This is a genomic window from Halopiger goleimassiliensis, assembly GCF_000455345.1.
In the GTDB taxonomy this organism is placed as follows: domain Archaea; phylum Halobacteriota; class Halobacteria; order Halobacteriales; family Natrialbaceae; genus Halopiger_A; species Halopiger_A goleimassiliensis.
In genome coordinates, this window is sequence record NZ_HG315690.1 from 1,729,737 (window position 1) to 1,754,633 (window position 24,897).

Below are 24,897 nucleotides of genomic sequence, written 5' to 3' on the forward strand. Positions count from 1 at the left end.
CATGCACGGCGCACCAGGCTCGACGGACGAGCGCAACGACGAGGCACCGACGACGCACGACGGCGAGACGGCAGCGGGAGGTACGGGTCACCCCGAAGCGACGCCGACGGACGGCCGGATCGACGTCGACTGGCGGCGACTCGCCACCGGTCTCGCGGGAACGCTCGCATTTCTCGTCGTGTGGGCGGCAGCAGCGAGTACCCAGCCGTCGTACCTCATGCCGTCGCCGACGGCGGTCACGGCCGCGTTTCTCGCCGAACTCGAGAGCGGGCGCATGCTCGCGAGCCTCGGACAGAGCGCGATCCACTACGTACCTGGGGTCGTCCTCGGGACGAGCCTCGGGACGGGACTCGGGATCACGATGGCGTGGTATCGGCCGGTCGACGACCTGTTCCGGCCGGTGGTGCGAATCCTCCGGCCGATCCCGCCGATCGCGTGGATCGCCGTCGCGATCGTCTGGGTCGGCATCGGGCACGCCGGCGCGACGTTCGTGGTCGCCGTCGGGACGTTCTGGATCAGCTACTACAACGCCTACGCCGGCGTCGAAGGCGTCCCGCAGGAGCAACTCGACGCCGCCGCAGTCCTCGTGGCGAACGACCGTACCGTCCTGCGATCCGTGGTACTGCCGAACGCCACGCCGGCGATCCTCACCGGAGTCAGAACCAGCGTCGGTCGCGGCTGGATGACCGTCGTCGCCGCGGAACTGTTCGGCGCGCCCGGCGTCGGCTACGAGATCATCACGAGCGCGCAGAACCTGGCGCTGGCGGTCACGATGAGCTACATGCTGCTGATCAGCGGCGTCTTCATCGCGATGGACGGGACGTTCCGGTGGCTGCAACGGCGACTGGTCCGGCGACGGAGGTGGTGATCGCGTGACGGTTCGATCGTCGGCCGCCGGCGGCCTCGCGGCGATACGGTCACGCATCGGGCCGCTTCGGCCTCGACTCGTCCTGGCTCTCCTGTCGTTCGCCGCGCTGGCCGGGACCTGGATCGTCACCCGCCGGACGCACTCCGGCGTCCGTCCGGCGCTCGTCGTCGCGAACTGGGGACTCGTGCTGACCCTGGGCGCGCTCCTCGGCGGCGTCGGCTGGCGGCTCTTCCTCTACCCGGATCGCCGGCCGGACGACGACGCCAGTCGGTCGTTCGTCGAACGCCGCTACGCACTGCTCGAGTGGTCGATCGTGCTGGGTTCGATCGCCAGCGTCCTCGTCGTCGCCGTCCGATCGGCCGGTAGTCCCGCTGTCGACGCGAGTGTGGTCCTCGTACTCACGCTCGCGAGCGTGCCGGTCGTGATCGCCGTCGGGCGCATCGGCACGTCGACGACGGCCCGGTGGTGGCGGTTCGTCGCCCTCCTGCTCGGGGTCGGCGCGCTCTCGGCGCTGGCCCTCGAGAACGTCCGGCAGGTGAACGGAACGGCGATCGACGCTGTGGTCCGGATCGGGCACCTCGGTGCGGTTTCCGTCTGGCTCGGCGGCGCGCTGTGGCACAACCTCATCGTCGTCGGAGTCGTGCGTCGGTTTCCCCACGGCCGGGAGTCGCTCCGCGCGCAGACGCTGGCGTTCCGCCGGGTCGTCGCCGTCTTGCTGGTCGTCGTCGCACTCACTGGCGTCGTACAGGCCGCTCGAGCGTTCGGTACCGCGCCCGCCTTCTATCTCGGGACCAGTACCGGGTTGCTGGTCGGCGCGAAACTGGCTATCGTCCTCGCGTTGAGTTACGTCGCGGCCTCCGCGTAGGCACTCACTGCAGGCCGTTCGTCACCCTCGATCCCGAGTCCGACACCCTAAAGCGGTCGGACTCTGTGGTTCGGATATGGAGTATCACGAGGCGGCGGACTTTCTCTTCGGGCTCCAGCGGTTTCGGCTGAAGCCCGGGACGGAGTCGACGGCGCGGCTGCTCGCCTCCCTCGAGAACCCCCACGAGGGCATCGACTGCGTCCAGGTCGCCGGCTCCAACGGCAAAGGGAGCACGGCCCGGATGCTCGAGCGAACGCTGCGGGAAGCCGGACTCTCCGTGGGACTGTACACGTCGCCACACCTCGAGGACCTTCGCGAACGGATCCGCGTCGACGGCCGCAAGATCCCTCGCGCTGCAGTCTGTGAATTCGTCGAGTCGGTCCGCGGGTTCGTGACCGACGAGGGGGCCGACGGCGACGCGCCGACGTTCTTCGAGGGGATGACCGCGCTGGCGCTGTGGTACTTCGCCCGGGAGGACGTCGACGTCGCCGTCCTCGAGGTCGGCATCGGCGGCAAGTACGACGCTACGAGCGTCGTCGACCCTGTCGCGAGCGCGGTCACCACCGTCACCTTGGAGCACACGGGCATCCTCGGCGAGACCGAGGCCGAGATCGCCCACGACAAGGCCCACGTCGCCCCGGTGGACGCACCGCTCGTGACCGGCGTGACCGACGAGACGCTCGCAGCGATCCGTGAGGTCGCCGGGGACGTCGTGACGGTCGGCACCGCCGGGAACGACAGCGGGACGGAGCCGGACGTGACCGTGAACTACGGCGGGCGGACGAACCACACCGAAGCCGCCGTCTCGATCGACGCCGGGGACTGGGACCTCGAGACGCGGATCCCGCTGCCCGGTGCCCACCAGGCGACGAACGCGGGGATCGCCGCCGTCCTCGCGAGACAGGTCGCCGACGTCACGGACCAGGACCTCGCTCGCGGCCTCCGGAGCGCGTACTGGCCGGGTCGCTTCGAGGTGATGGACACCGATCCGCTGGTCGTCCTCGACGGGGCGCACAACCCCGGCGCTTGCGAGACGCTCGCCGAGACGCTGTCGACCTACGACTACGACGACCTCCACCTCGTCTTCGGGGCGATGCACGACAAGGACCACCGCGAGATGGCCGCCGCACTGCCCGCGGCCGAGACGGTCGTCGCGAGCGAACCGACCCTCGAGCGCGCCGAAGACCCCGCGGTCCTCGCCCGGGTCTTCGAGGACGCCGGCGTTCCGACCGTCGAGCGAATTCCGGCGGTCCAGGACGCCCTCGAGCACGCGCTCGAGCGGGCCGACACCGACGACTGCGTGCTCGTCACCGGATCGCTGTTCGCGGTCGCGGAAGCCCGCTCGCGCTGGACGAGCGCGGACGTTCCAAAGCGGATCCGAAACCTCTCGGACGCCCAGGAGACCCTCGAGGGAGCGAACGTCCCCGCGCGGGAGGTGGGCCGCCTCGGCGGCGACGCCGTCCACCGCGTCGTGAAGACGAACCTGCAACCCCACCAGGCCGACGTACTGGAGGCGGAACTGCTGCGGGTCGGCGGCGAGTGCGCGGTCGCCGACTACCGCGACGACGACGAGCGGATCGACGCGGTCCTGATGGGGACGCTCGCGCAGTTCGAGCGCCTCACCGACGCGCTCGCGGGTCGGTCCGGCGGCCTCGAGACGGTGGCCCGCGAGCTTCGGGCGACGCTCGATCTCGGGGACGATACCGAGGCCATCTCCTCCGAAACCGCCAGCAGTAGCGACGGCGGCAGTACGTACCCCTGGCACGATCGCACGGCCGTCATGGGGATCCTCAACGTCACGCCCGACAGCTTCCACGATGGGGGCGCGTACGACGCCCTCGAGGACGCCCTCGAGCGGGCGGAGGCGATGGTCGAGGCCGGCGTGGACGTGATCGACGTCGGCGGCGAGTCGACCCGGCCGGGTGCGGACCCGGTCCCTGTCGAGGAGGAGATCGACCGCGTCGTCCCCGTCGTCGAACGGCTGGCCGACCTCGAGGTGCCGATCTCGGTCGACACCCGCAAGGCCGCCGTCGCCGACGCCGCCCTCGAGGCCGGCGCAGACATCGTCAACGACGTCTCCGGGCTCGAGGACCCCGAGATGCGGTTCGTCGTCGCCGACCACGACGCGGGGCTGATCGTCATGCACAGCATCGACGCCCCCGTGATTCCCGACCGCGAGGTCGAGTACGACGACGTCGTCGAGGACGTGATCGACGAACTCGCCGAACGGGTCCTGCTCGCGGAGAAGGCGGGCGTCGATCGCGAGAAGATCGTCGTCGATCCCGGCATCGGCTTCGGGAAGTCCGCCGCCGAGAGCTTCGAGATTCTCGGCCGACTCGAGGAGTTCCGCGCGCTCGGCTGTCCGGTCCTCTTCGGTCACTCGCACAAATCGATGTTCGACCACGTCGATCGCGAGGCCGGCGAACGGCTGGCCCCGACCGTCGCGGCGACGGCCCTCGCCGCCGATCGCGGCGCGGACGTCGTCCGCGTCCACGACGTGCCCGAGAACGTCGCCGCGGTTCGGGCGGCGCTGGCCGCTCGAGATCCGGATCGGTTCGAGTGGTGACCGAGGCGTCCCCGACTTCTCGGCCGCGACGGTGACGATCCGGTCCCGGAATCGGTCGCGCGGTAGTCACCTGCCGGCCCACGCTTCAACCGTCCACGTGTCGTACGGCCGACGACAATGACTGCGAACCACGACAGCGAGTCCGGTACCGATCTCCCGATCGACGAGATCGATCGCCTCGAGGACGTCGACGTCGAGGAACCGCTCGAGACGGCCGCGTCGATGGCGACCGACGCCGGGAAGGCGGGCCTGCTCCCGCTGGCCAGCGGCGGCCTGTTGCTGATCTCCGCGGTCAGATCGGTCGTCCGGGGCAAGTTGCGCGCCATCCCGGTCGGACTCGCAGGATTCGCGCTGGTCCGGTACGGCCTCCGCAAGCGACGCTCGAGCGCGGACGAGGCGTCGACGTTCGAGCCGTCCACTGAGGGGATCGACGGCGGCACCGAGGGGAAGGAGGTCTCCGACGGGGCCGCGACGGCGACCGGCCATCCCGAGAACGTCGACATCGACGAGACCGGCGACATCCCCGACGAGGCCGAGTTGAGCGAGGACGACGGCGGCTCGCGGATCGAGTTCGTCGAGGACGAACCCGGCGACCGCGAGTTGCCCCACGACGAACCCGAACTCGAGGAGTCCGACGAGGACCCTCGCCGCGACGAGACCGGGTCGGACGACGACACGACCGAGATCGACCTCTCGCAGTCGTCGATGGCCGAAGAGGCGAGCGAGGCCGCCGGCCCGAGTCCCGGACAGGCCCAGCCGACCCAGACCGACGCCACCGAACCCGAAGAGACCCCCGAGGAGGACGCCTCTGACATGAAGGTCGAACCGGACGAGGACGACGATGACGTCGAAGCCGCCGAAGCCGACGATGACGTCGACGCCGACGGGACCGACGAAGAGGACGACGCCGAGGACGAAGCGACGTAACGAGCGTTCCCCCGATCACTCGTGTCCGCAGGGCCACTCGGGCTCGTTCCGGCCGATCCGCTGGGCTTGCTCCGGCGCGGCCTCCATCGCCCCGGGAAGATCCCCCGCTACCTGTTCGGGCTGCTCGTCCCGTCCTCGCGCTGGGGACCGGAGTGGCGACGACGCGACGGGGTCGTCACGTTCGAACCCGGCGGCTACGCTGCGAGTCCGCGTACCCGACCCGAGTTCGCGGCGAACCTCGCCCACGAAGTCTCGGGGCTGTGGGCACTGCTGGACGATCTCGAGGCGCACGACCTCGATCGATCGCTCGAGGTCGGCTGTGGCTACGGCCGCCTCTCGCCGTGGCTCGCCACGCGTTCCGACTGGCACGTCGCTCTCGACCCGGACGGGCGAGCGCTCGCGAACGCTACCGAACAGTACCGCGAGTGGGAACTCGAGTTCGTTCGCGGCCGCGCGGAGACCCTCCCGTGTCCGGACGACGCGTTCGACCTCGTCGTCACCTGGACGGTGCTCCAGCACGTCCCCGACGGGACGATCGGGGCGGCGACGAGCGAACTCCGGCGGGTACTCTCCCCGGACGGTCACCTCGTCTGCTGTGAACGGGTCGAACCGCCGGCAGACGACCACATCTGGCCGCGATCGATCGAGGAGTACGACCGGCTTCTCGCACCGCTGTCGCTCGTCGAGGTTCGCGACCGGCCGGTCGAACCGACCTGGAGCGACGCGATGCCGACCGACGAACCGTCGGAACGACTGCTGGCGTTTCGCGGACCGGACGGTTAGCCGACGATGACCGACCTCGAGACGACCCGCTACTACGCCCGCGAACTGCGCCGTCGGCTAGCCCACTACGTCGAGAAGCGACGAGAGGGGTACCGGGATCGAGGGCCGCTCGAGCGGGCCGCGTCCGACATCCTCGCCGAGCGGGCCGACCGCGGCTTCGAGGCGGGCGGGCACTTCCGCGGGATCTGGCCGCGTGACCTCTGCTTCGCCGCTCGAGGGCTATGCGCGGCCGGCTACGGGGAGGTCGTCGGCGAGACCGCGGCGTGGCTGGTCGAGCAGATCGAGGACGTCTTCTACACCGACTTCCACGACCGGTTCCACGCCGCGACGCCGGCCGAGGGAGTCGACACCTTTCCCGCCCTGGTGCTCCTGCTCGCCGAAACCGATCGACTCGACGATCACCCCGGGACCCTCCGGGACCTCGCCGCGTTACACCGCGAGAAGTTCGTCGACGCGGAGAACGGCCTCGTCACCGGCAGCGGAAGTTCCTGGTGGGATTCGGCCGCCGCCCCCCGGGAGACGTACGACACGGCGACGTGGCTCGCCGCGATCGAACGTCTCGAGGCCCACGGCATCGAGACGGTCGTGACAGGCGAGTCCGAGCGGGTTCGAGAGGCCCTGTTCGATCGACTCTGGAACGGGTCGTACTTCGACGAGCGCCGCGACTCGTCGGTGCTGGCCTGTGACGCCAACGTCGTCCCGCTGTATCTCGGTCTTCTGGACGACGACCGCGCGGCCGCGGTCGTCGACTCCCTCGAGCGGCTCGCGACGCCCTACGGCCCGCGGATGCGCGACCGTCCGTTCTCCCCAGGGGAGGTCCATCCCTTCTTCCTCCTCCACCGGGACTACCACTATCACGTCTGGCCCTGGAACAGCCTCATGTACGCCATCGGGCTTCGCCGGTACGGGTACGACGCGCGGGCCCGCCGGGAGATGGACCGCCTCGTGGGGCTGCTCGCTCCCTACGGAAACTTCCTCGAGGTCTGTACGCTCGAGGGCACTCCGTACGTGAAATGCGGCTACGCGAGCGCCGAGGATTTCACCGTCGCCGCGGCGCTGTGGACGGAGTACCGGACCGAGTGGGAGCGCTAATCGCGGGACGGCCGGCCGTCGGTCGGCAGGTTCCGGGCCAACCCTCTTTTCGGGGAGGGATGTAGGGAGGCGAAACGCGCCCGTTCTGAGCGAACCCATGAGTGAAACACCGCAACGCGAACGGCCGAGCATCGATCCGGAGTACGACCACCGGCGGGAGGACAGCGTCGACGAGGCGGAACTCGAGTCGCTGCTGGCGGACTACGCGCTCGCTCGGGACGACCACGAGAACGCCCCGGCGTTCGTCATCCGGCCGGACGACGTCCAGGAGGTGCTGACGCTGTTGCGCGAGGAGTCGGGGTTCGATCACCTCTCGTGTATCACCCCACAGGAGTACGAGGACCGCTACGAGTCGATCCTCCACCTGACGAAGTACGATCAACGCCAGCACGAGGTGACGCTGGTCGTTCAGCTCCCACAGGACGACCCGGTCTGTCAAAGCGCAGAACCCGTCTATCGGACCGCGGACTGGCACGAGCGCGAGGCCTACGATCTGGTCGGCATCGAGTACGAGGGCCACCCGGACCTCCGGCGGATCCTGCTGCCCGACTCCTGGCAGGGCCACCCGCTCGCGCTCGACTACGACCAGCAGAAACCCCAGATCGTCGAATTCGCCGAACACCGGAACCCGCTCGAGCCGGATCGACGCGTGGAGGCCGACCCGGACGCCGACGAGCCCGTACCGGAGTCGGACACGATGTTGCTCAACATCGGCCCACACCACCCGGCGACCCACGGCGTGTTGCACCTGAAGACGATCCTCGACGGCGAGACGGTCGCCGACGTCGACCCCGACGTGGGTTATCTCCACCGCTGCGAGGAGCAGATGTGCCAGAACGGCACCTACCGCCACCAGATCATCCCCTACGCCGATCGGTGGGACTACACCTCGAACCTGCCCAACGAGTGGGCCGTCGCTCGTGCGATCGAGGACATCGCGGACATCGAGGTCCCGCCGTACGCCCAGGTGCTGCGGACGATGTCGACCGAACTCGCGCGGATGCTCGGCCACTTCCTCGCGCTGGGAACGTTCGCGCTGGACGTCTACGGGGAGTTCACCGCCATCTTCCAATATGCCTTCCGCGACCGCGAGGTCGTCCAGGACATCATGGAGGACCTGACCGGCCAGCGGATGATGTTCTACTACTTCCGGCTGGGCGGGGTCGCCTGGGACCTGCCCGAACCCCGCGAGGAGTTCATCGAGAAAACGCGGGACTTCCTCGACGAACTCCCCGCGAAACTCGACGAGTACCACGACCTCGTCGTCACCAACGAGATCTTCCGCCTGCGAACGGTCGACACCGGCGTCCTCGAGCCCGAGGTAGCCAAATCCTACGGCTGTACGGGTCCGGTCGCCCGCGCGTCGGGCATCGACTACGACCTGCGACGCGACGATCCCTACGGCTACTACGAACACCTCGACTGGGACGTCGTCACGCGGGACGGCTGTGACAACCACGCGCGCGTCCTCGTCCGCATGGAGGAGATCGAGGAGTCCGCGAAGATCGTCCAGCAGTGTCTCGACCTGCTCGAGGACTGGCCCGAATCCGAGCGCACCGTCCAGAGCAACGTCCCGCGGACGCTCAAACCCGACGCGGGCGTCGAAACCTACCGCGCGGTCGAAATCGCGAAGGGCGAACTCGGCATCTACGTCCGTTCCGACGGCTCGAACTCGCCGGCCCGGTTCAAGATCCGCAGCCCCTGTTACCACAACCTCTCGGCGCTGCCCGAGATGGCCGAAGGCGAGTACGTCCCCGACCTGATCGCCTCGCTGGGCAGCCTGGACATCGTCCTCGGGAGCGTCGACCGGTAGACAGTTTCCGGACCCGTCGCGAGAACGGTCGGTTCGCTTCGTTCTCGTGACCGATCGTGTCGGCTCGAAGACGTCGGCCTGGTTCGGGCCGGCGACTCGCCGCTCGAGCCCCGGTTACCTGTCGTCGGCCACGCCGTCGCCGCCCTCCGCGAGGTAGGCGATGCAGTGATCGCGGGCCGCCTCGATGTGGTCGACGGTCTCGCCCGAGGCTTCGTCGGCCAGTCCGTCGAGTTTCTCGGCCAGTTGCTCGATCCGGTCGGCCTTCGGATCCGGGTCGCGCTGGGTCAGGTCGCCGTCCTGTTCCTCGTGAACCGCCTCGGGGTCAAGCCCCGAGGCTTCCCGTGGATTAGTCGGACACGCCTCGGATATCATCGGGATGATGCCCTCTCGCGGTATCCGAGGTCACGGTCGGGGCGTCCACGGCCCCCGATGCCTGCCGTCGCACCGTCCGCACTTGGGGAAGGCTGTTGAGAGCAGGCACAGTCCAGTCTTGATGCTTCTCGATGCCTTTCACGGCGATGTTGACGCTCGCACTTCGGTCGGCGTGGTCCTGATGCTGGCACGACCGACACTTGAACCGCTTTTTGTTGCGGTTCGCTCGCTCCGTGTGTCCACACATCGGACACTGCTGACTCGTGTATTCTGGGTTAATCCACGCCGTTGGCACGCCCTCGAAAGCGGCTTTGTACGAGGCGTAGTCTTGGAGTGTACGGAACGGCAAGTGGTGCAAGCGTCGGTTCATCCGCGTACCGTAGTCGATACTGTCGCGCATCTCCTTGAGGTCTTCAAAGACGATGCACGGTTTCTCGAACTGGTGGCTCCACGCCACGATGTGGCGGCTCACCTTGTGGAGTCGGTCACGGACGAACCGCTCTTCCCGTCCTTCCAGCGTGTCGTGTATACTCGGTTTCTGGGCGTTCTGCACCCGCTTTCGCATCGTGAAGTAGCGGTGACGCTCGAACTTGATTTCGGGGAACTGGATGACCAGCGTGTCCTCGACGCCATCTGCTGACAGCGCCGACAGTGCCACGTTGTCTTCGTTCACGTCCACGCCGATGACCGTCCGAGAGTCCTGTTTCTCTCGGACGGGACGCTCGGTATTCGTGACGGTGATGTGCAACTCGGGCGTTCCATCATGGAACAGGGCTTCTGCAGTTCCAATGATCCACTCGTCGCCAGCGAGTGCGGCCCGCAGAATGTCAAGATGGGTGTCATCGCCCTCCAACACTCCTGTGACGTGCTTGTACGGTTTGGCACTGATGCGGAACTCGATAGTGCCGTCGTCACAGAGCGTGAGGTTGTAGCCTTCCTCGTAGTTGGCTCGAAGCGGGTACGTGCCGTCTTTGGTGTGACTCGGCAGGCCGAAGTCATCGTGCTCGTGGTAGTTCTCCATCGCGCCGAGTGCTTTCGCAACGACTCGCTGTGTGGTGTTTTTCACGAGAGCGGCGTCGTCGGCCACGCGGTCGGGGATTTCATCCCAGTCCACGCCTTGCTTGGCAAGACGGATGGTTTCGTTGTACGCCCACCGCGATTCGAGCGTGGCGTCGTACAGCAGACTCTCGTTGTCACTCTGGATGTTCAGTTGGAAATCCAGCGTCTTCACGAGCGCCTGTGCATCGGTCATCTGCCTCGTCCCAGAGTAGTAGTGCGCCGTGCTTGAATGTCAGCCATCCACGGTGAAAGTAAAGCACTCACCCGAGCGTACGGCCTTCACCCTCGGGGTCAAGCCCCGAGGCACTCGGCCTGTTCCGCCTGTAGACGCCCGCGGTGATCGAGTTCAACTGGGTATCGATCGGTCGGTCCGCGGACTCGGTCGCCGCCTGGAGCCGTTCGCGCACGCGTTTGAGGTGCTCGTCGGGGGACGAATCGTCGGCACTCATACGTCGATCCACGGGCCGAACGCGGAAGTGAGCGGCCCCTGAATACGGCACCCGACCCGCGACCGAAACGGCGAAACTCGCCACTTGTCTCCGGGACGACACACTCTCCGTCGTAGAAGCCGGACAGAATTGCATCTATCTGCGACGGAATCGACAACAGTTAACTGCGACCGTCACTCGAGTCCGGACCATGTCGAGCGATGGCTGGCGGCCACCCATCGATGGCGTGACGGATCGCTGGCGGCTACTCCTCGGTGGCGTCGCGGATCGCTGGCGGGGCCTCGAGCGTGACTGCCAGAGCGTCCTCGTCGGGGCGACGATCCTCGGGCTCGTCGGTCTCCTCGACGTTCCGATTCCCTGGTGACGCGATGCAGAACCGTCGACTGCTGCCCGGCTTGGTCGCGCTTTCGATTGGTGCACTTCTCACGCGGGGGGTCGCCGATGCGGTCGGCGTCAATTCCCTCCTGCTCGCGATCGCACTCGGCGTCGTCGCGACGAACGTCGTCGGAATCCCCGAGCGCCTCGAGCCCGGCATCGCGACCCACAAGCTGTGGCTGGGCGCGGGGATCGTGCTCATGGGTGGCTCCATCTCGCTCGAGACCGTCCTCTCGGTCGGCGGGCGCGTCTTGCTGGTCGTCGTCGGCGTGACCGCGACGACGCTGTTGGTCGTCGAACTCCTCGCGCGGAACGTGTTCGCCCTGGCCGACCGGATGGGATCGCTGCTCGCGGCCGGGGCGAGCATCTGTGGCGTCTCGGCGGTGGTCGCCGTCGCTGGTTCGATTCGGGCACGCGAGGACCAGATCGCCTACGCGGCCGGGACGGTGTTGCTGTTCGACGCGCTCACGATCGTCGTCTATCCGATCGTCGGCGACCTGCTGGACCTCTCGGGGACGATCTTCGGTACCTGGGCCGGCGTCAGCATGTTCTCGACGGGGCCCGTCGTCGCCGTCGGCTTCGCCCACTCGGAGGTCGCCGGCCAGTGGGCGACGATGACGAAGCTCTCGCGTAACGCCCTCATCGGCGTCGTCGTCCTCGTCTACGCGAGTTACTACGCCCGGTCGGCCGGCGGGGGTCGTCCCTCTCTCCGGACGCTCTGGGACGAATTCCCGAAGTTCGTCCTCGGCTTTCTCGCGCTGGCTCTCGTCGCCAGCGCGGGCGTCCTCTCCCCGGCCCAGCAGATCGCCATCGAGAACGCCTATAACTGGCTGTTCGTCCTCGCGTTCGTCGGTCTCGGCACCGAGATCCGCCTCGAGAACCTCCGTGCTGCCGGGATCACGCCCGCCGTCGTCGTCCTCCTCGCCCTCTTCGTGAGTAGCACGCTCTCGCTTTCACTGCTTCTCCTGTTGTTCTGACCGGAACGACCGGAAACGACTTCGTGGTACCGTGTGAGGATCCGGCAACATACGTGGCAACGGTCGGTTCGAGATCCGACTCGAGACGACTCGAGACGGTCACTCGTGAGAATCGGCCGGGTACGGTGTTCGGCGTGACTCACGCCGCGGATTTCGCGGTACGGACCTCGAGCCGTTCGCCGCCATCAATGCTCGTTCCCGATGGAAATCGGAGGATCGCCGAGAGAGACGTTCGCGGGCGTGAACGACACGCACGCGGTCGTAAGTTTTGCTGACATCGGATTCTACACTCGAGAATTGCTGGGTAGAGAGGTCATACAAGTGGTTAGCCGGTACGACGGGGTAGGCATGGAACGAGACTACTCGCGACGATCTGTACTCGGACTTCTTGGTAGCGGATCGGTTGCTGCGTTGGCTGGCTGTACCTCCGGCTCCGGCACTACTATCGACATCTCCGGCGGGGTTGGCCCGCGAATGGCGGTCGAAAACTGGGCGGACATCTACGAATCGGAACACGACGTGACGTTCGACATCAACGGCGGCGGAACCGGCGTCGGCGTCTCCGAGGTGCTCGAGGATCAGGTCGACATCGCGATGATGGGCCGCGATCCGTTCGACGAAGAGATCGACAGGGGACTGTTCGCCGTCCCGATGCTCATCGACACCGTCGTCGGCTCGATCAACGAGGCGAACCCGATCATCGACGAGATTCAGGAACGCGGAATGACTCGCGAAACCCTGGAGGCGATCTTCACGAGGGAGATCGAAAACTGGGGCGAGGTCTACGACGACGTCGACGTCGACGAGGAGATCGTCGTTTACGGCCGATCGGACACCTCCGCCGCGTACAAGCAGTGGGGCGATTTCCTCGGCGGGGAGGACGACGCCCACTCCGAGAACGAACTGGAGGGCCTCTCGGACGGCAACCACGATGGCGACTCGGCGGTCCAGCAGGCGATCGCCAACGAAGAGAACGCTATCTCGCTGAACAACATCAACTACGTCTACGACGACAGCGGCGAACTCGAGGGGGCGCTCCGACCCGTCCCGCTGGACCAGGACGGCACCGGCCTCTCCGAGGAGGAGGACTTCTACGACGACCGCGAGCAGTTCCTCGACGCGGTCGAAGCGGGGAAGTATCCGTTCCCGCCGGCACGGGAGATGTTTCTCGCCGCGAACGACCAGTTCGATGACGAGGCCTACGACTTCGTCGAGTGGGTCCTGACGGAGGGACAGGAACACGTCCGCGAGAGCGGCTACGTGCCCCTCGAGGAGGACCGCCTCGAGGAGGCACAGCAACGACTCGAGGAGGCACACTGAACTGAACGATGGCGGAATCGACGGAATCGACCGATTCGAAACGAGTTCGGAGCCGCCTCGCGAAGCGACTGCGACGCGATCGGGTCAGCAGCGTCTGGTTCACGGTCGCCGGCTATTTCGCGATCGGAATATTCGTGCTGATCGTCGCGACGATGGTCTACCAGTCGCTGCCGCTGTTGCGGGAGTTCTCGGTCGTCCAGATGGTGACGTCGTCGAACTGGCACCCCGCCGAAAACCAGTTCGGATTCCTGCCCGCGATCGTCGGTACGGTGTACGTGAGCGTCCTCACGATGCTCATGGGGACGCCGATTGCGATCCTCACGGCGATCTACCTCGCCGAGTACGCCGAGGGCCGAACGAAGACGATCGTCGGGACGTTCATCGACGTACTCGCGGCTATCCCGAGCGTCATCTTCGGGCTGGTCGCCCTGCTCGTCGTGGTCCCGTTCGTCGGCGACTATCTCGCGCCGGCGTTCGGCTCGAGCGCCACCGGACAGGGGATCTTCACCGTCAGCCTGGTGATGTCGATCATCGTCACGCCGTTTATGATCTCGCTGTCCGTCGAGTCGCTCGAGGCGCTGCCGGACGAACTGCGTGAGACCTCGCTGGGCGTCGGCGCGACCAAGTGGGAGACGATCCGGACGGTGCTGCTCCGGGCCGCGGGGCCGGGGATCTTCTCGGCGATCCTGCTCGGATTCGGGCGGGTCTTCGGGGCGACGATCGTGCCCGCGATGCTCATCGGGAGCCAGACGCACATCCCCGACTCGCCGTTCGCGACGGGTCAGACCCTGCCGACACTGATCGTCAACGACTTCGGCGAACTGATGACCCTCCCGCTGACCCAGTCGGCGCTGATCTTCGTCGGCGTCATGCTGCTCGTCGTCGTCTGGCTGTTCAACTTCAGCGCCATGCTCGTTCGACGGCGACTCCAGCGGAGGTGGCAGTACTGATGGACCGCTACACCAAACAGCGCCTCGTCGGCTACCTCGCCCGCGGCGCGACCGCGCTCGTCGTCGGCGTCATGCTGTTCGTCGTCGGCGTGACGATCCTCAGGGGCGCGCGCATCCTGATCACGGACCCGTCCGTCGTCGTCACGCCACCGGGCACCCAGTACGTTCTCCGGGCGGAGGGTGGGTTCCTCCACGCTATCGTCGGGAGCATTTACATCGTGGTTCCGGCGACGATCGTCTCGTCGATACTCGCCGTCTCGACGGCAGTGTACCTCCAGAGCGACTACTCGAGCGAGCGGTTTTCGGACCTCGCGAACATGTTCCTCAACGTCCTGTGGGGGACGCCCCCGATCGTTTACGGCGTCTTCGTCCTCACCATCATCTTCGCGGTGGGGGCACGACAGAGCGTACTGTTCGGGGCCATCGCGATCGCGATCTTCCAGTATCCGATCATGACCCGGTACACGGACGAGGCGTTGCGATCCGCGCCGGATACGGTGAAGGAGGCCTCGTACGGCCTCGGCTCGACCAGGTTCGAAACCGCGCGGATGACGGTTCGCTCGGCGCTTCCGGGCGTCGTCGCCGGCATCATCATGGGCTTCGCCCGCGGGATCGGCGACGCTGCTACCGTCCTGTTCACCGCCGGCCGGAGTACGAACGTCCCTATCCTGCCCACGGACGGTGCGACGACGCTGCCGATCCTCATCTACGAGAACGCGACGTCGCCGAACGACGAACTGGTGGCTCAGGCGTACGCGGCGTCGTTCCTGCTGATCGTCGCCGTGCTCGCGTTGATCGGCGTCTCCAAGCTCCTGGCCGGACGCTACGCACGATACGCGCCTGGAGGTCGGAACTCGTGACACGAGACGGACGACACCCATGACACAAGGAGGACGACACCCATGACAACCGAGCCAGCACTCACCACGGACGATCTCAGCGTAACGTACACCGGAAACGACGACGTCGAGGCGTTGAAAGGCGTCTCGCTCGAGTTCCCGGAGAACCAGCTGACGGCCATCATCGGTCCCTCGGGCTGTGGGAAGTCGACGCTGCTGAAGTCGCTGAACCGGCTCCACGAGATCCAGCCCAACGTCGAGATCGAGGGCGACGTCTACCTCGGCGACCAGCCGATCTACGACACCGAAGAGCCAGCGCCGGAGATCCGCCGTCGGATCGGCTACGTCCCACAGACGCCGACCGCGTTGCCGCTGTCGATCTACGAGAACGTCGCCTACGGCGTGAAGATCCACGGCGATTACGCGAGCAAAGACGAACTGGACGATCTCGTCGAGACCTACCTCCGGAGGGTCAACCTCTGGGACGAGGTGAAAGACAGACTCGATACGCCCGGCGCGGAACTCTCGACCGGACAGATCCAGCGGCTCTGTCTCGCCCGCTCGCTGGCCGTCGAACCCGACGTGTTGCTGTGTGACGAGGTGACGTCGGCGCTCGATCCCGTCTCGGCCGAACAGGTCGAGAAGACGCTGGTCGATCTCAAGGCGGAGTACACGATCGTCATGGTCACACACAGCATGGACCAGGCGAGGCGAATCGCCGACGAGGTGGTCTTCCTCTATCTCGGCGAACTCGTCGAGAAAAACGACACGCAGTCGTTCTTCGAGAACCCCGAGAACGAACGGACCAAGCGCTTCGTCGAGGGCGAGACGGTCGTCGATTACGACGCCGCCGAGACCCCGGACGGCGAAACAGACGACGATACGCCGGACGGTGAATCCGACGCCGACGACTCCCACGCCGAATCCGTGGAGTCCGATCCTATCTCGACAGGTCGGTAACACCCTATTTTCGGTCGCCTCCCTCCTCGCTCGTCGTCTCACGTCCACTCGAGGCCGTACTCCGACGCCGTCTCCGTCGCTCGCTCGTCGAACCGGTGGAACGCCATCGGTGGGAGGTGCGGATGGCGGGCGTCGATCGCCTCCGGGAGGTCCGCGTGGTAGCGGACGTGGGTTTCCACGTCGTAGGGGAACTCGCTCGCGTCGACGCCGACGAACCCGTGGCCGTCTCGAGCATGCTCGAGGACCTCCCGCCAGCGATCCGCCGACGCCAGGCCCGCCGACTCGACGCCGTGGGAGAACAGCGTCGCCCGGATCTCGTCGTAGGGGTCCGTTCGGTCGAGGTACTGCTCGAGGAACGCGACGTCGGACTCGGTGTTGAACGCCGACCAGTAGGGGACCGACCCGGTGCGGATCGTCCACCAGGGTTCGACCAGGGCGAACGACTGGACGAGCAGTCGCTCGACCGGCCGGTCGCGGGCCGCGTACCGCTCCCGGTAGCGGTCGGCGACGAACGGGCTCAACTCGCGGGGGTCGTCGAATCGGAGCCGACGGACCTCGTGATTGTGCTCCTCGGCGAACCGATCGACGTCGTCCAGCAACGCGGGCTCGAACCCCCACTCGGCCTCCGGGATTCGGCCGTCCGGCTCGGCAACGTCCCACTCGCGGACGTCCGCGTCCTGTCGCTCGAGGAAGTCGGCGACCCGCTCGCCGCCCTCGTAGTACTCTTCGGGGGCGAGGCCGCCGAGACCGCCCACCTGGAAGCTGTGGCGTTCCCCGAGGTCGATCGCGGGCCAGTCGTAGCCACACTCGAGGGTGACGATCGTTCCCCCGGGCTCGAGGACGCTCTCTATGAACTCCTCGTAGGCCGGTCCCAGCGTCCGCGACTTGGTGCGGAAGTACGCCAGTTTGCGGACCATCAGCCGGTCCTGGTTGGGGTCGTGCATCTGGTGGAGCGACACCTCGGGGTTGGCCTCGAGGAACGGCTCCGCGTGAGCGGCCCCCCACCGGGCGTCCCGACGGACGTCGTCCGGGTGGCAGTCCCGGCGGACTGGCACCAGGAAGGTCTGGGGCAGCCACGGAATCCCGAGCAACGCCGCGAGGTAGACGGCCGCGCCGTTACTCGAGCCGACGACGACGGCGGGATACCCCCGCGTCGGGTACCGGTCGACGACCCACTCCCGGAAGCGTTCGACGTCGACGTCGCCGAGGTCGTCGGGCGAGACGCCCTCGTTCGCGCCGCCGGTGGTGTACATCGTCGTGCGAGCCGCGCGCGGGAGGTGATTGACCCGTTCGGCGAGCGGCGTCAGTCGCGGGTCGATCATCCCGAGGGCCGGAAACTCCTCCCCGTGGAGGTAGCTGGACGCCGCGCGGACGAAGACGGTCGTCGAATCGAAGTTCGGCATTCCCGGCGGGGCGGATTCCCCGCTCGAGAGCAGGCTCGAGGCTCTCATGCCGACGCCGTCGTCACCCCCGGTTCGAGCCGCCACAGTGAGCGATCGCGTCTATTGAACTGCCGTCGGGAACGAACGAGAACCGCAGCCATCGGTCTGTCGACTCGCACTTCCACGTTCAGGGGGATAAGACGCGGGCCGGCAATGACCGTTGTCGGGGAGTCTCGATCACTCCGCCCGACGGGGACGGAACGGCTTTATCTCGTCGGTACCTCAACGCAACGTATGTCCGACGGAGAGTTCGAGGGTTACGGTGGGAGACACGTTCCGGAACCGCTCGAGGAGCCCCTCGACCAGCTCGCGGCCGCCTACGACGAGGTCGCCGCCACGGAGGCGTTCCAGTCCGAGTTCCGCGACCTGCTCGAGTCCTTTGCCGGCCGACCGACGCCGCTGTACTACGCGGCCAACCTGAGCGACCGGTACGACGCGGAGATCTACCTCAAGCGCGAGGACCTGCTCCACGGCGGCGCACACAAGATCAACAACTGTCTCGGGCAGGCGCTGCTCGCCAAGCGCGCCGGCCGGGACCGTCTCATCACCGAGACCGGCGCGGGGCAACACGGCGTCGCGACGGCGATGGTCGGCGCGTTGCTCGGCCTCGAGACGGAGATCTACATGGGGAAGAAGGACGTCCAGCGCCAGGAGATGAACGTCTTCCGGATGCGACTGATGGGTGCAGACGTCAACGAGGTCACCCGCGGCGTTCGGAAGACTCCAGAGGAGTCTTCCGCAGCCCATCAGAAACCGGAGGTTTCTGAGGACGACGAGGGCCTGGCCGACGCCGTCGACGCCGTCGTCAGAACGCGCGCGTTCTGACGGCCCATCAGACGTAGTCTGATGACCGCGCTCGAGGACTTCGTCGAGAACGTCGACGACACCCACTATCTCGTGGGCAGCGTCGTCGGCCCCGATCCCTTCCCGCGGATGGTCCGTGACTTCCAGTCGGTCATCGGGGAAGAGGCCCGCGAGCAGTTCCAGGAACGGACGGGCGAGTTGCCCGACGCCGCGGTCGCCTGCGTCGGCGGCGGGTCGAACGCGATCGGACTCTTTCACGCGTTCCGCGACGACGACGTGGCGTTCTACGGTGCCGAGGGTGGCGGCAAGGGGCCCGACTCGAGCGAGCACGCCGCGCCGCTGTCGGCCGGCACGGAGGACGTCATCCACGGGATGAAAACTCGCGTGATCGACGACGACGTCGACGTACACTCCGTCTCGGCGGGACTGGACTACCCCGGCGTCGGCCCCGAGCACGCGATGTTCCGGGCCGTGGGTCGCTGTGAGTACACCGGGGTCACCGACGACGAGGCGCTGGCCGCGTTCCGCGAACTCAGCGAGACCGAAGGGATCATCCCCGCGCTCGAGTCCAGTCACGCCGTCGCCCGCGCGATCCAGTTGGCCGAGGACGACGAGCACGAGACGATCCTCGTCAACCTCTCGGGCCGAGGCGACAAGGACATGGAGACCGCCGCGTCGAAGTTCGACCTCTAGATGGCCTCGCGCACGTCGTCAGTCAGCGCCGCCACCTCGTCCTCGACGAGTTGCTTGCGGGGCAGCGACAGCGAGACGTCGTCGTCGGTGAACCGCGGCACGAGGTGGACGTGGGCGTGTTCGACCGTCCCCACGAGCGGTCCGGTCGTGTGAAAGACGCTGAAGCCGTCCGGCTCGAGGACCGACTCGAGACCCGCGGCGACGGTCCGAACGGTGTCGAAGACGGCGGTTCCGGTCTCGTCCTCGCCGGTCAACACTCCCTCCACGTGCGTCCGCGGTACGACCAGCGTGTGTCCAGCCTCCGCAGGCTGATGATCGAGAAACGCGATCGTTCGCTCGTCCTCGTACAGAACGTGGGCCGATCGATCCCCTGCCGCGATCCGACAGAACGCACAGTCGTCGTCCATATGTCAACGTTCGATCGAATCACTAAATAGCTATCTCTGCGTTCGAATTGCCGCTACAACCAGCGATACAACTGGGGACGAGCCTCCCGGTCACTCGTCGGACAAGCGATCTCACAGCAGGCCCGAAGATTCCTGCAGCGTCCGATAGGTCGTTAGATACGCATCGCGAACGACGGATTCGTCGTACTCGGCGAACCGCTCGTCGTAGTCGCGGCGCTCGAGGTCGCCGGCCTCGAGGATGGCGTCGCCGAGTTCCTCCTCGCTGGTGGTCCGAAAGCCGCGGTCCCACCCCTCGACGAGTTCGTGGGCGCTGGACTCGACGTGGTACTCGACGACGCCGACGCACCCCGAGGCGAGCGCCCACAGCATCTCCGTGGGGAAGACGCAGTGTTCCGCGGTCTGGACGAAGACGTGTGCGCCGCGGTAGGCGGCGATTCGTTCCTCGAGCGAGCAATCCCCGACGAAGGTGATTCGATCCTCGATCCGCAGGTCGCTGGCCAGTCGTTCGTACGCGCCGCGTTCCGGGCCGTCGCCGATCACCGTCGCCGTCCAGTCGCGGGTCCGGAACTCAGCCAGCGCCAGAAAGAGGCTCTCGAGGTTCGCGTCCGCGTCGAGCCGTCGGGCGTAAACCACGTCGACGGGCTCGCCGGGCTCGACCGACTGGACGAGGTCGACGTCGATCGGATTCGGGCACACGTCGATGGCGTCCGCGCCGACCCCGAGTTCGCGCACCCAGGTCGCGACCAGTTCCGACGGGACCACGATCCGATCGGCCCACTTGCCGGCACGACGCGTCCACCAGCCGTCCGAGACGCCGCCGTCGCCGTACCACTCGAGGACGAGCGGCACCCGGGTGATCGTCCCGGCGAGGCGCGCCCACAGGACCTGCGTCGGCGGGGTGGCACGGGCGTGAATTACGTCCGGACTCGTCCCGGCGATGGCGACGGGCAGGCGGACGAGAAACGAGCGTCTGGCCTCGAGGCTTCCCGAGAGGCCGTGGTAGGTGATCCCCTCGTGCTCGAAGGTTCGGTGGTCGCCGTCCCAGAACCGTGCACAGAAGACGTGGATCTCGTGGCCCTGCTCGTGGAGGAGTTCGAGAACCGTGTGCAATCGTTGGTTCGTCTCGGAGTCCGTGTGGTGGACCGTCTCGAACGAGACGAACGCGATGCGCATACGTCGCGGAACGCAGCGCCAGAATAAAAAATCACTTCTTTCGGCCAGTTCGGACCGGCGATCTGTCGTCGGACCGATACGGTTCTCTCGAGCGCTCTGGAGTCAGTCCAGCGGCTATGCTGGGATCAATCCACCCCGAACTACGCTCACGAACCGAGTTTCACCCCAGTAGGCCGGGGTTCGATCAGCCCTCGTCGTCGACCTGTTCGTCGTGGTGATCGGCGCTCGTCTCGTCACCGCCGGCCGTCCTGTCATCGGCGTTCTTCTCGGCCTCGTCGCTGACCTCGAGCGCAGCCTCGTCGTCGACGAGCGTAACGACGAGGTCCGTCGTCCCGTCCTCGTCTGCGTCGTCTTCACAGTCGAGGGTCACTTCCGACTGGTTGACCGGAGCGTCCGTTCCGTCGCTGGTCGCTTCCAGGTCGTACGTCCCGTCGTGGAGACCCGCGACGGCGACGGATTCGTTGGCCGGGACGGAGACGGTCACCGTGGTCCGAATCGTCTGTTGCGTGCCCGTCTCCGTCTGGTTCGTCTCGCTCACGGTCTGGAGTCCAGTCGGGAGGTCGCTCTCAACTGACAGCCCCGACAGGTCCCCCTCCCACGTCACGTCGAGATCGACCGGCTCCGCGGTCGGGTTCGTAGCGAGTAACAGTCCCGATTCGTTCGTGCAGTAGTCGGCTATCGTGACGCCCTCCTCGTCCGGATCGGTCGCCTGTCCCGTCCCAGCGCCAGCCGACGCCGCCGTCATTCCGACGGCGACGACCACGGCTACTGCGGCGATCACGATCGGTTTCGAGCGTCGGCCGATCGACCTCTCCTGGCCCTGGTGCTGGTTCGTTGGGTCCCCCATCGTGACAGTACTCGACGCGGGAGGTGCCCTTTGTTATGGTCGACAGACAACCGCATTTCCACAGCCGAGGCCTTCCGGCGATGCGAGGGTTCTCACGACTTACCGTTGAACGGAGTAAACGGCCCGTCAATTTCGGATTGTGGCCGCTGAAACAGTCGCCGCCGCGCCGAAGATCCGGCCACTGCAACGGGTTAGCCCCGCGTCCATCGCTTCGCCCGGTCGGTACCGCCCACACCCCGATCGAACGCCATCACGTACCGACGTTGCCGTGGATTACTCCGATCCGCGCGTCCGGAACGAGCCCCGACTGAGTGACTGGGAACCGAAGGACACTCACTGACGGCCGACCGGAACTTCTGATCGTCAGTCGTCGCCGATCGTCAGGACGTCCTCGAGAAAGGAGTTGATCCGGTCGAGGAGGTCCGCATCGTCCTCCGTTGCGTCGCCGGATGCATCCTCGAGCGCGTCGTCGGTGTCGCCCTCGCCGGTGGGTGCATCGTCGCTTTCGCCGGTCTCGAGTTCGTCGTCATCCTCGTCGTCTTCCGGTTCGTCCTCGTTGGTATCTTCCTCGTCCCCGTCGTCGGATTCGTTCTCACCGTCCTCTGCTTCCGCAGCGTCGTCCTCGTCCGTTTCATTGCCGTCGTCAGATTCGTCGTCTGAATCGTCATCGCCTCCGTCGTCTTCATCATCCTCATCCTCATCTTCGTCATCGCCTCCGTCGTCTTCATCATCCTCATCCTCATCTTCGTCATCGTCTCCTTCATCTTCATCGTCACCTTCGTCTTCGTCTTCATCCTCCTCGTCATCGTCACCTTCGTCTTCGTCCACATCGTCGTCATCGCCATCGTCGTCCGATTCGCCCCCATCGTCTTCGTCGTCAGTGGCGACAGATTCATCGGTTTCGGAGGACTCGTCGGCTCCACTCCCGTCGCTCGAGTCCCCACTCGTGCCGTCCCCGTCGTCACCGTCCGACTCGTCGTCGTCCGTGTCGTTTGCGGGTTCACCAGGCCCGCTTGAGCCGGTCGCCTCGAACCCGGTCACGTCGTCGGACTCGACCGTCTCGGTGGTCCCGTCGCCGGTACCGAGCCCCAGTCCCACGGCGGCGATGGTCGTCCCGAACGCCACGAGCACGATCAGGACTGTCACGATGACCCAGCTCGAGCCGTACTCGGTTCCACCATCGGCTGTCATCGGGCCGAAGGAGCCGTCCCGGGGCCTTTGTTAATCGTCCCGATGAGGACTCGAGGCAGGGGCTACGGGTGCCGAAAGGACACCGAGCGGACTGTAGACGGTAACTCGGGACGAAGCGTGCTGGTATCTGTCGCGGGAGATGCGTGCTCGTGTAGGCTCGGACTATCGGCAAAACCCAACACGCCGTCAGGTATCGACCGATCGGGAAGCAGGGCTTCCGGAACCAAAACGACTACCGGCGGGTAACCGGTGTAGTCGGGTATGGCCTACGACATCGAACGCTATCTCAACATTCGAAGCGCCTACGGGGCCTCGTTCGGTCCCGACGGCGAACGACTCTCGTTTCTGATGGACACGACGGGGACGGCACAGGTCTGGACGCTGTCCGAACCACGGGCCTGGCCGACACAGCGGACCTTCTTCGAGGAGCGGGTCACCTTTGCGTCTTGGTCACCCGAACGACCCGAGTTGATCTTCGGGATGGACGAGGGCGGCAACGAGCGCGCACAGCTCTACCGGCTCGAGGCCGAGACGGGCGAGATTACCAACCTGACCGCCAAACCGGACGCCAAACACCGCTGGGGCGGCTGGAGCCACGACGGCGACCGCTTCGCGTTCGCCTCGAATCGACGCGACGAGTCCGTCTTCGACATCTACGTCCAGGGTCGCGACGAAACCGGGGACGAGGCCGAACTCGTCTACGAGGGCGACGGCTGGCTTTCGCTCTCGGGCTGGAGTCCCGACGACTCCCGCCTGCTGGTCACCCAGTCGTACTCCAACTTCGACCAGGACCTCTTCGTGCTCGATCTCGCAGCCGACGACCCCGACCTCGAGCACCTGACGCCCCACGAGGGCGACGTGCGCTACCAGAGCGCCAGTTGGGCTCCCGACGGGGAGGGAGTGTACCTCGTGACCGACGAGGGAGACGCCGACACCCTGTATCTGGCATACCTCGATCTGGAAACCCGCGAACTCGAGACCGTCTCCGACGGCGACGGCTGGAACGTCGACGGCATCGCGCTGGACGACGAGACCGGGCGGTTCGTCTTCTCGCGGAACGTCGAGGGGTACACCGACCTCACAGTCGGCGAGTTCGACGCCGACGAGCCGACCGAATTCGAGACGTTCCCCGAACCCGACCTGCCGGGCGGGGTCTCCGGCGGCGTGAGCTTCGACCCGAACGCCGAGCGGTTCGCCCTGTCGACGACCGGCGATACGGTCAACACGAACGTCTTCGTCGTCGACGTCGAAACCGGCGCGGTCGAACGGTGGACGGACGCACCCACGGCGGGCATCCCACCCGAATCGTTCGACGAGTCCGACCTCGTCCACGTCGAGAGCTTCGATGGCCTCGAGGTGCCTGGCTTTCTCACGCTCCCCGAGGACGCCCACGATGCCGACGAAGGCGACGGGGGCGTCCCGGTCATCGTCGACATCCACGGCGGCCCCGAGAGCCAGCGTCGGCCGTCGTTCTCGAGCGTCAAGCAGTACTTCCTCGACCGGGGCTACGCCTACTTCGAGCCGAACGTGCGCGGCTCCGCGGGCTACGGGGCCGATTACGCCGCGCTTGACGACGTCGAGAACCGGATGGACTCCGTCGCCGACATCGAGGCCTGCGTCGAGTGGCTGCGGAACCACCCCGCCGTCGACCCCGACCGGATCGCCGCCAAGGGGGGCTCCTACGGCGGATTCATGGTGCTGGCGGCGCTGACCGAGTACCCCGACCTCTGGGCAGCCGGCGTCGACGTCGTCGGCATCGCCAACTTCGTCACCTTCCTCGAGAACACCGGCGACTGGCGTCGTGAACTCCGCGAAGCCGAGTACGGCTCGCTGGCCGACGATCGCGAGTTCTTAGAGGGGATCTCGCCGACGAACAACATCGAGAACATCGAGGCCCCGCTGTTCGTCCTCCACGGCGCAAACGATCCGCGAGTCCCGGTCGGCGAGGCCGAGCAGATCGCCGAAAAGGCCGAACAGCAGGGCGTCCCCGTCCGCAAACTGATCTTCGACGACGAGGGCCACGGCTTCTCGAAACTCGAGAACCGCATCGAGGCTTACTCCGAAATCGCCGACTTCCTCGACGAACACGTCTGATCGACCCCGACCGCCGTCGACTCGGTATCAG

Annotated in this window: 22 protein-coding genes and 1 pseudogene; 15 read left to right on the forward strand and 8 right to left on the reverse strand. The window is 66.6% G+C overall.

What is annotated here, in order from left to right:
• Position 1: 1 nt before the first annotated feature.
• The 7 genes from TX79_RS08500 (at position 2) to TX79_RS08530 (ending at position 8,914) form a co-directional block, all read left to right on the forward strand.
• Positions 2 to 868: an ABC transporter permease gene (locus tag TX79_RS08500; RefSeq protein WP_081655516.1), complete on the forward strand. Its 867-nt coding sequence runs from the start codon at positions 2 to 4 to the stop codon at positions 866 to 868.
• 4 nt (positions 869 to 872) lie between these two features.
• The gene (locus TX79_RS08505) at positions 873 to 1,733 is read left to right on the forward strand and encodes a hypothetical protein (protein ID WP_049927028.1); all 861 of its coding nucleotides are present in this window, start codon (positions 873 to 875) and stop codon (positions 1,731 to 1,733) included.
• Between the two features lie 76 nt (positions 1,734 to 1,809).
• On the forward strand, positions 1,810 to 4,299 hold the full coding sequence (gene folP / locus TX79_RS08510; RefSeq protein ID WP_049927029.1) for a dihydropteroate synthase: 2,490 nt from the start codon (positions 1,810 to 1,812) through the stop codon (positions 4,297 to 4,299).
• Positions 4,300 to 4,416: 117 nt separating this feature from the next.
• A complete protein-coding gene (locus tag TX79_RS08515) occupies positions 4,417 to 5,226 on the forward strand; it encodes a hypothetical protein (RefSeq protein WP_049927030.1) in 810 nt (269 codons plus the stop codon).
• Positions 5,227 to 5,247: 21 nt separating this feature from the next.
• A complete protein-coding gene (locus TX79_RS08520) occupies positions 5,248 to 6,009 on the forward strand; it encodes a class I SAM-dependent methyltransferase (protein WP_049927031.1) in 762 nt (253 codons plus the stop codon).
• 6 nt (positions 6,010 to 6,015) lie between these two features.
• Complete coding sequence (locus TX79_RS08525; RefSeq protein WP_049927032.1) at positions 6,016 to 7,101, forward strand: MGH1-like glycoside hydrolase domain-containing protein; 1,086 nt, start codon at positions 6,016 to 6,018, stop codon at positions 7,099 to 7,101.
• A gap of 97 nt (positions 7,102 to 7,198) precedes the next feature.
• On the forward strand, positions 7,199 to 8,914 hold the full coding sequence (locus TX79_RS08530) for an NADH-quinone oxidoreductase subunit D (RefSeq protein WP_049927033.1): 1,716 nt from the start codon (positions 7,199 to 7,201) through the stop codon (positions 8,912 to 8,914).
• Positions 8,915 to 9,028: 114 nt separating this feature from the next.
• Here the strand turns inward: TX79_RS08530 and TX79_RS08535 are convergent, their stop codons facing one another.
• From TX79_RS08535 to TX79_RS08545, 3 genes are all read right to left on the reverse strand, one after another.
• Positions 9,029 to 9,286 (reverse strand): DUF7553 family protein, encoded by a 258-nt coding sequence (locus tag TX79_RS08535; protein ID WP_049927034.1) that lies wholly within the window; start codon positions 9,284 to 9,286, stop codon positions 9,029 to 9,031.
• The gene (locus TX79_RS08540; RefSeq protein ID WP_049927035.1) at positions 9,261 to 10,538 is read right to left on the reverse strand and encodes an RNA-guided endonuclease TnpB family protein; all 1,278 of its coding nucleotides are present in this window, start codon (positions 10,536 to 10,538) and stop codon (positions 9,261 to 9,263) included. The genes TX79_RS08535 and TX79_RS08540 overlap by 26 nt, the downstream gene beginning before the upstream one ends.
• Before the next feature lie 67 nt (positions 10,539 to 10,605).
• Entirely contained in the window at positions 10,606 to 10,794 is a 189-nt protein-coding gene (locus tag TX79_RS08545) for a hypothetical protein (protein ID WP_049927036.1), read from the reverse strand.
• Between the two features lie 190 nt (positions 10,795 to 10,984).
• Between TX79_RS08545 and TX79_RS19645 the strand changes: the two genes are divergently transcribed.
• The 6 genes from TX79_RS19645 to TX79_RS08570 all read left to right on the forward strand — a co-directional run bounded on the left by TX79_RS19645 (position 10,985) and on the right by TX79_RS08570 (position 16,215).
• Positions 10,985 to 11,158, forward strand: a complete 174-nt coding sequence (locus TX79_RS19645) for a hypothetical protein (protein ID WP_195892478.1) — start codon at positions 10,985 to 10,987, stop codon at positions 11,156 to 11,158.
• Between the two features lie 4 nt (positions 11,159 to 11,162).
• Positions 11,163 to 12,146: a YeiH family protein gene (locus tag TX79_RS08550; RefSeq protein WP_049927037.1), complete on the forward strand. Its 984-nt coding sequence runs from the start codon at positions 11,163 to 11,165 to the stop codon at positions 12,144 to 12,146.
• A 348-nt stretch (positions 12,147 to 12,494) separates the two neighbouring features.
• Positions 12,495 to 13,466, forward strand: coding sequence for a PstS family phosphate ABC transporter substrate-binding protein (locus TX79_RS08555; RefSeq protein WP_049927038.1), 972 nt, complete (start codon positions 12,495 to 12,497; stop codon positions 13,464 to 13,466).
• A gap of 8 nt (positions 13,467 to 13,474) precedes the next feature.
• Positions 13,475 to 14,416 carry a phosphate ABC transporter permease subunit PstC gene (gene pstC / locus TX79_RS08560; RefSeq protein ID WP_049927039.1) on the forward strand — a complete coding sequence of 314 codons (942 nt, stop codon included), beginning with the start codon at positions 13,475 to 13,477 and terminating at the stop codon, positions 14,414 to 14,416.
• The gene (locus tag TX79_RS08565; RefSeq protein ID WP_049927040.1) at positions 14,416 to 15,276 is read left to right on the forward strand and encodes a PstA family ABC transporter permease; all 861 of its coding nucleotides are present in this window, start codon (positions 14,416 to 14,418) and stop codon (positions 15,274 to 15,276) included. Before pstC ends, TX79_RS08565 begins: the two co-directional genes overlap by 1 nt.
• A gap of 42 nt (positions 15,277 to 15,318) precedes the next feature.
• Complete coding sequence (locus tag TX79_RS08570; protein WP_049927041.1) at positions 15,319 to 16,215, forward strand: phosphate ABC transporter ATP-binding protein; 897 nt, start codon at positions 15,319 to 15,321, stop codon at positions 16,213 to 16,215.
• 38 nt (positions 16,216 to 16,253) lie between these two features.
• Here TX79_RS08570 and TX79_RS08575 read toward each other — a convergent pair whose 3' ends face one another.
• A complete protein-coding gene (locus TX79_RS08575; protein ID WP_049928330.1) occupies positions 16,254 to 17,666 on the reverse strand; it encodes a hypothetical protein in 1,413 nt (470 codons plus the stop codon).
• A gap of 225 nt (positions 17,667 to 17,891) precedes the next feature.
• Between TX79_RS08575 and TX79_RS08580 the strand changes: the two are divergent.
• Positions 17,892 to 19,154 (forward strand): annotated as a pseudogene (locus TX79_RS08580) (tryptophan synthase subunit beta).
• Here the strand turns inward: TX79_RS08580 and TX79_RS08585 are convergent.
• The 4 genes from TX79_RS08585 to TX79_RS08600 form a co-directional block, all read right to left on the reverse strand.
• Entirely contained in the window at positions 19,151 to 19,561 is a 411-nt protein-coding gene (locus TX79_RS08585) for an HIT family protein (RefSeq protein WP_049927042.1), read from the reverse strand. The pseudogene TX79_RS08580 and the gene TX79_RS08585 overlap by 4 nt on opposite strands.
• 111 nt (positions 19,562 to 19,672) lie before the next feature.
• On the reverse strand, positions 19,673 to 20,734 hold the full coding sequence (locus TX79_RS08590) for a glycosyltransferase family 4 protein (RefSeq protein ID WP_049927043.1): 1,062 nt from the start codon (positions 20,732 to 20,734) through the stop codon (positions 19,673 to 19,675).
• Positions 20,735 to 20,918: 184 nt separating this feature from the next.
• Entirely contained in the window at positions 20,919 to 21,581 is a 663-nt protein-coding gene (locus TX79_RS08595; RefSeq protein ID WP_049927044.1) for a hypothetical protein, read from the reverse strand.
• A gap of 363 nt (positions 21,582 to 21,944) precedes the next feature.
• Positions 21,945 to 22,772, reverse strand: a complete 828-nt coding sequence (locus TX79_RS08600; RefSeq protein ID WP_049927045.1) for a hypothetical protein — start codon at positions 22,770 to 22,772, stop codon at positions 21,945 to 21,947.
• A 261-nt stretch (positions 22,773 to 23,033) separates the two neighbouring features.
• Between TX79_RS08600 and TX79_RS08605 the strand changes: the two genes are divergently transcribed.
• Positions 23,034 to 24,866 carry a S9 family peptidase gene (locus tag TX79_RS08605; protein ID WP_049927046.1) on the forward strand — a complete coding sequence of 611 codons (1,833 nt, stop codon included), beginning with the start codon at positions 23,034 to 23,036 and terminating at the stop codon, positions 24,864 to 24,866.
• The last annotated feature ends 31 nt before the right edge of the window (positions 24,867 to 24,897 follow it).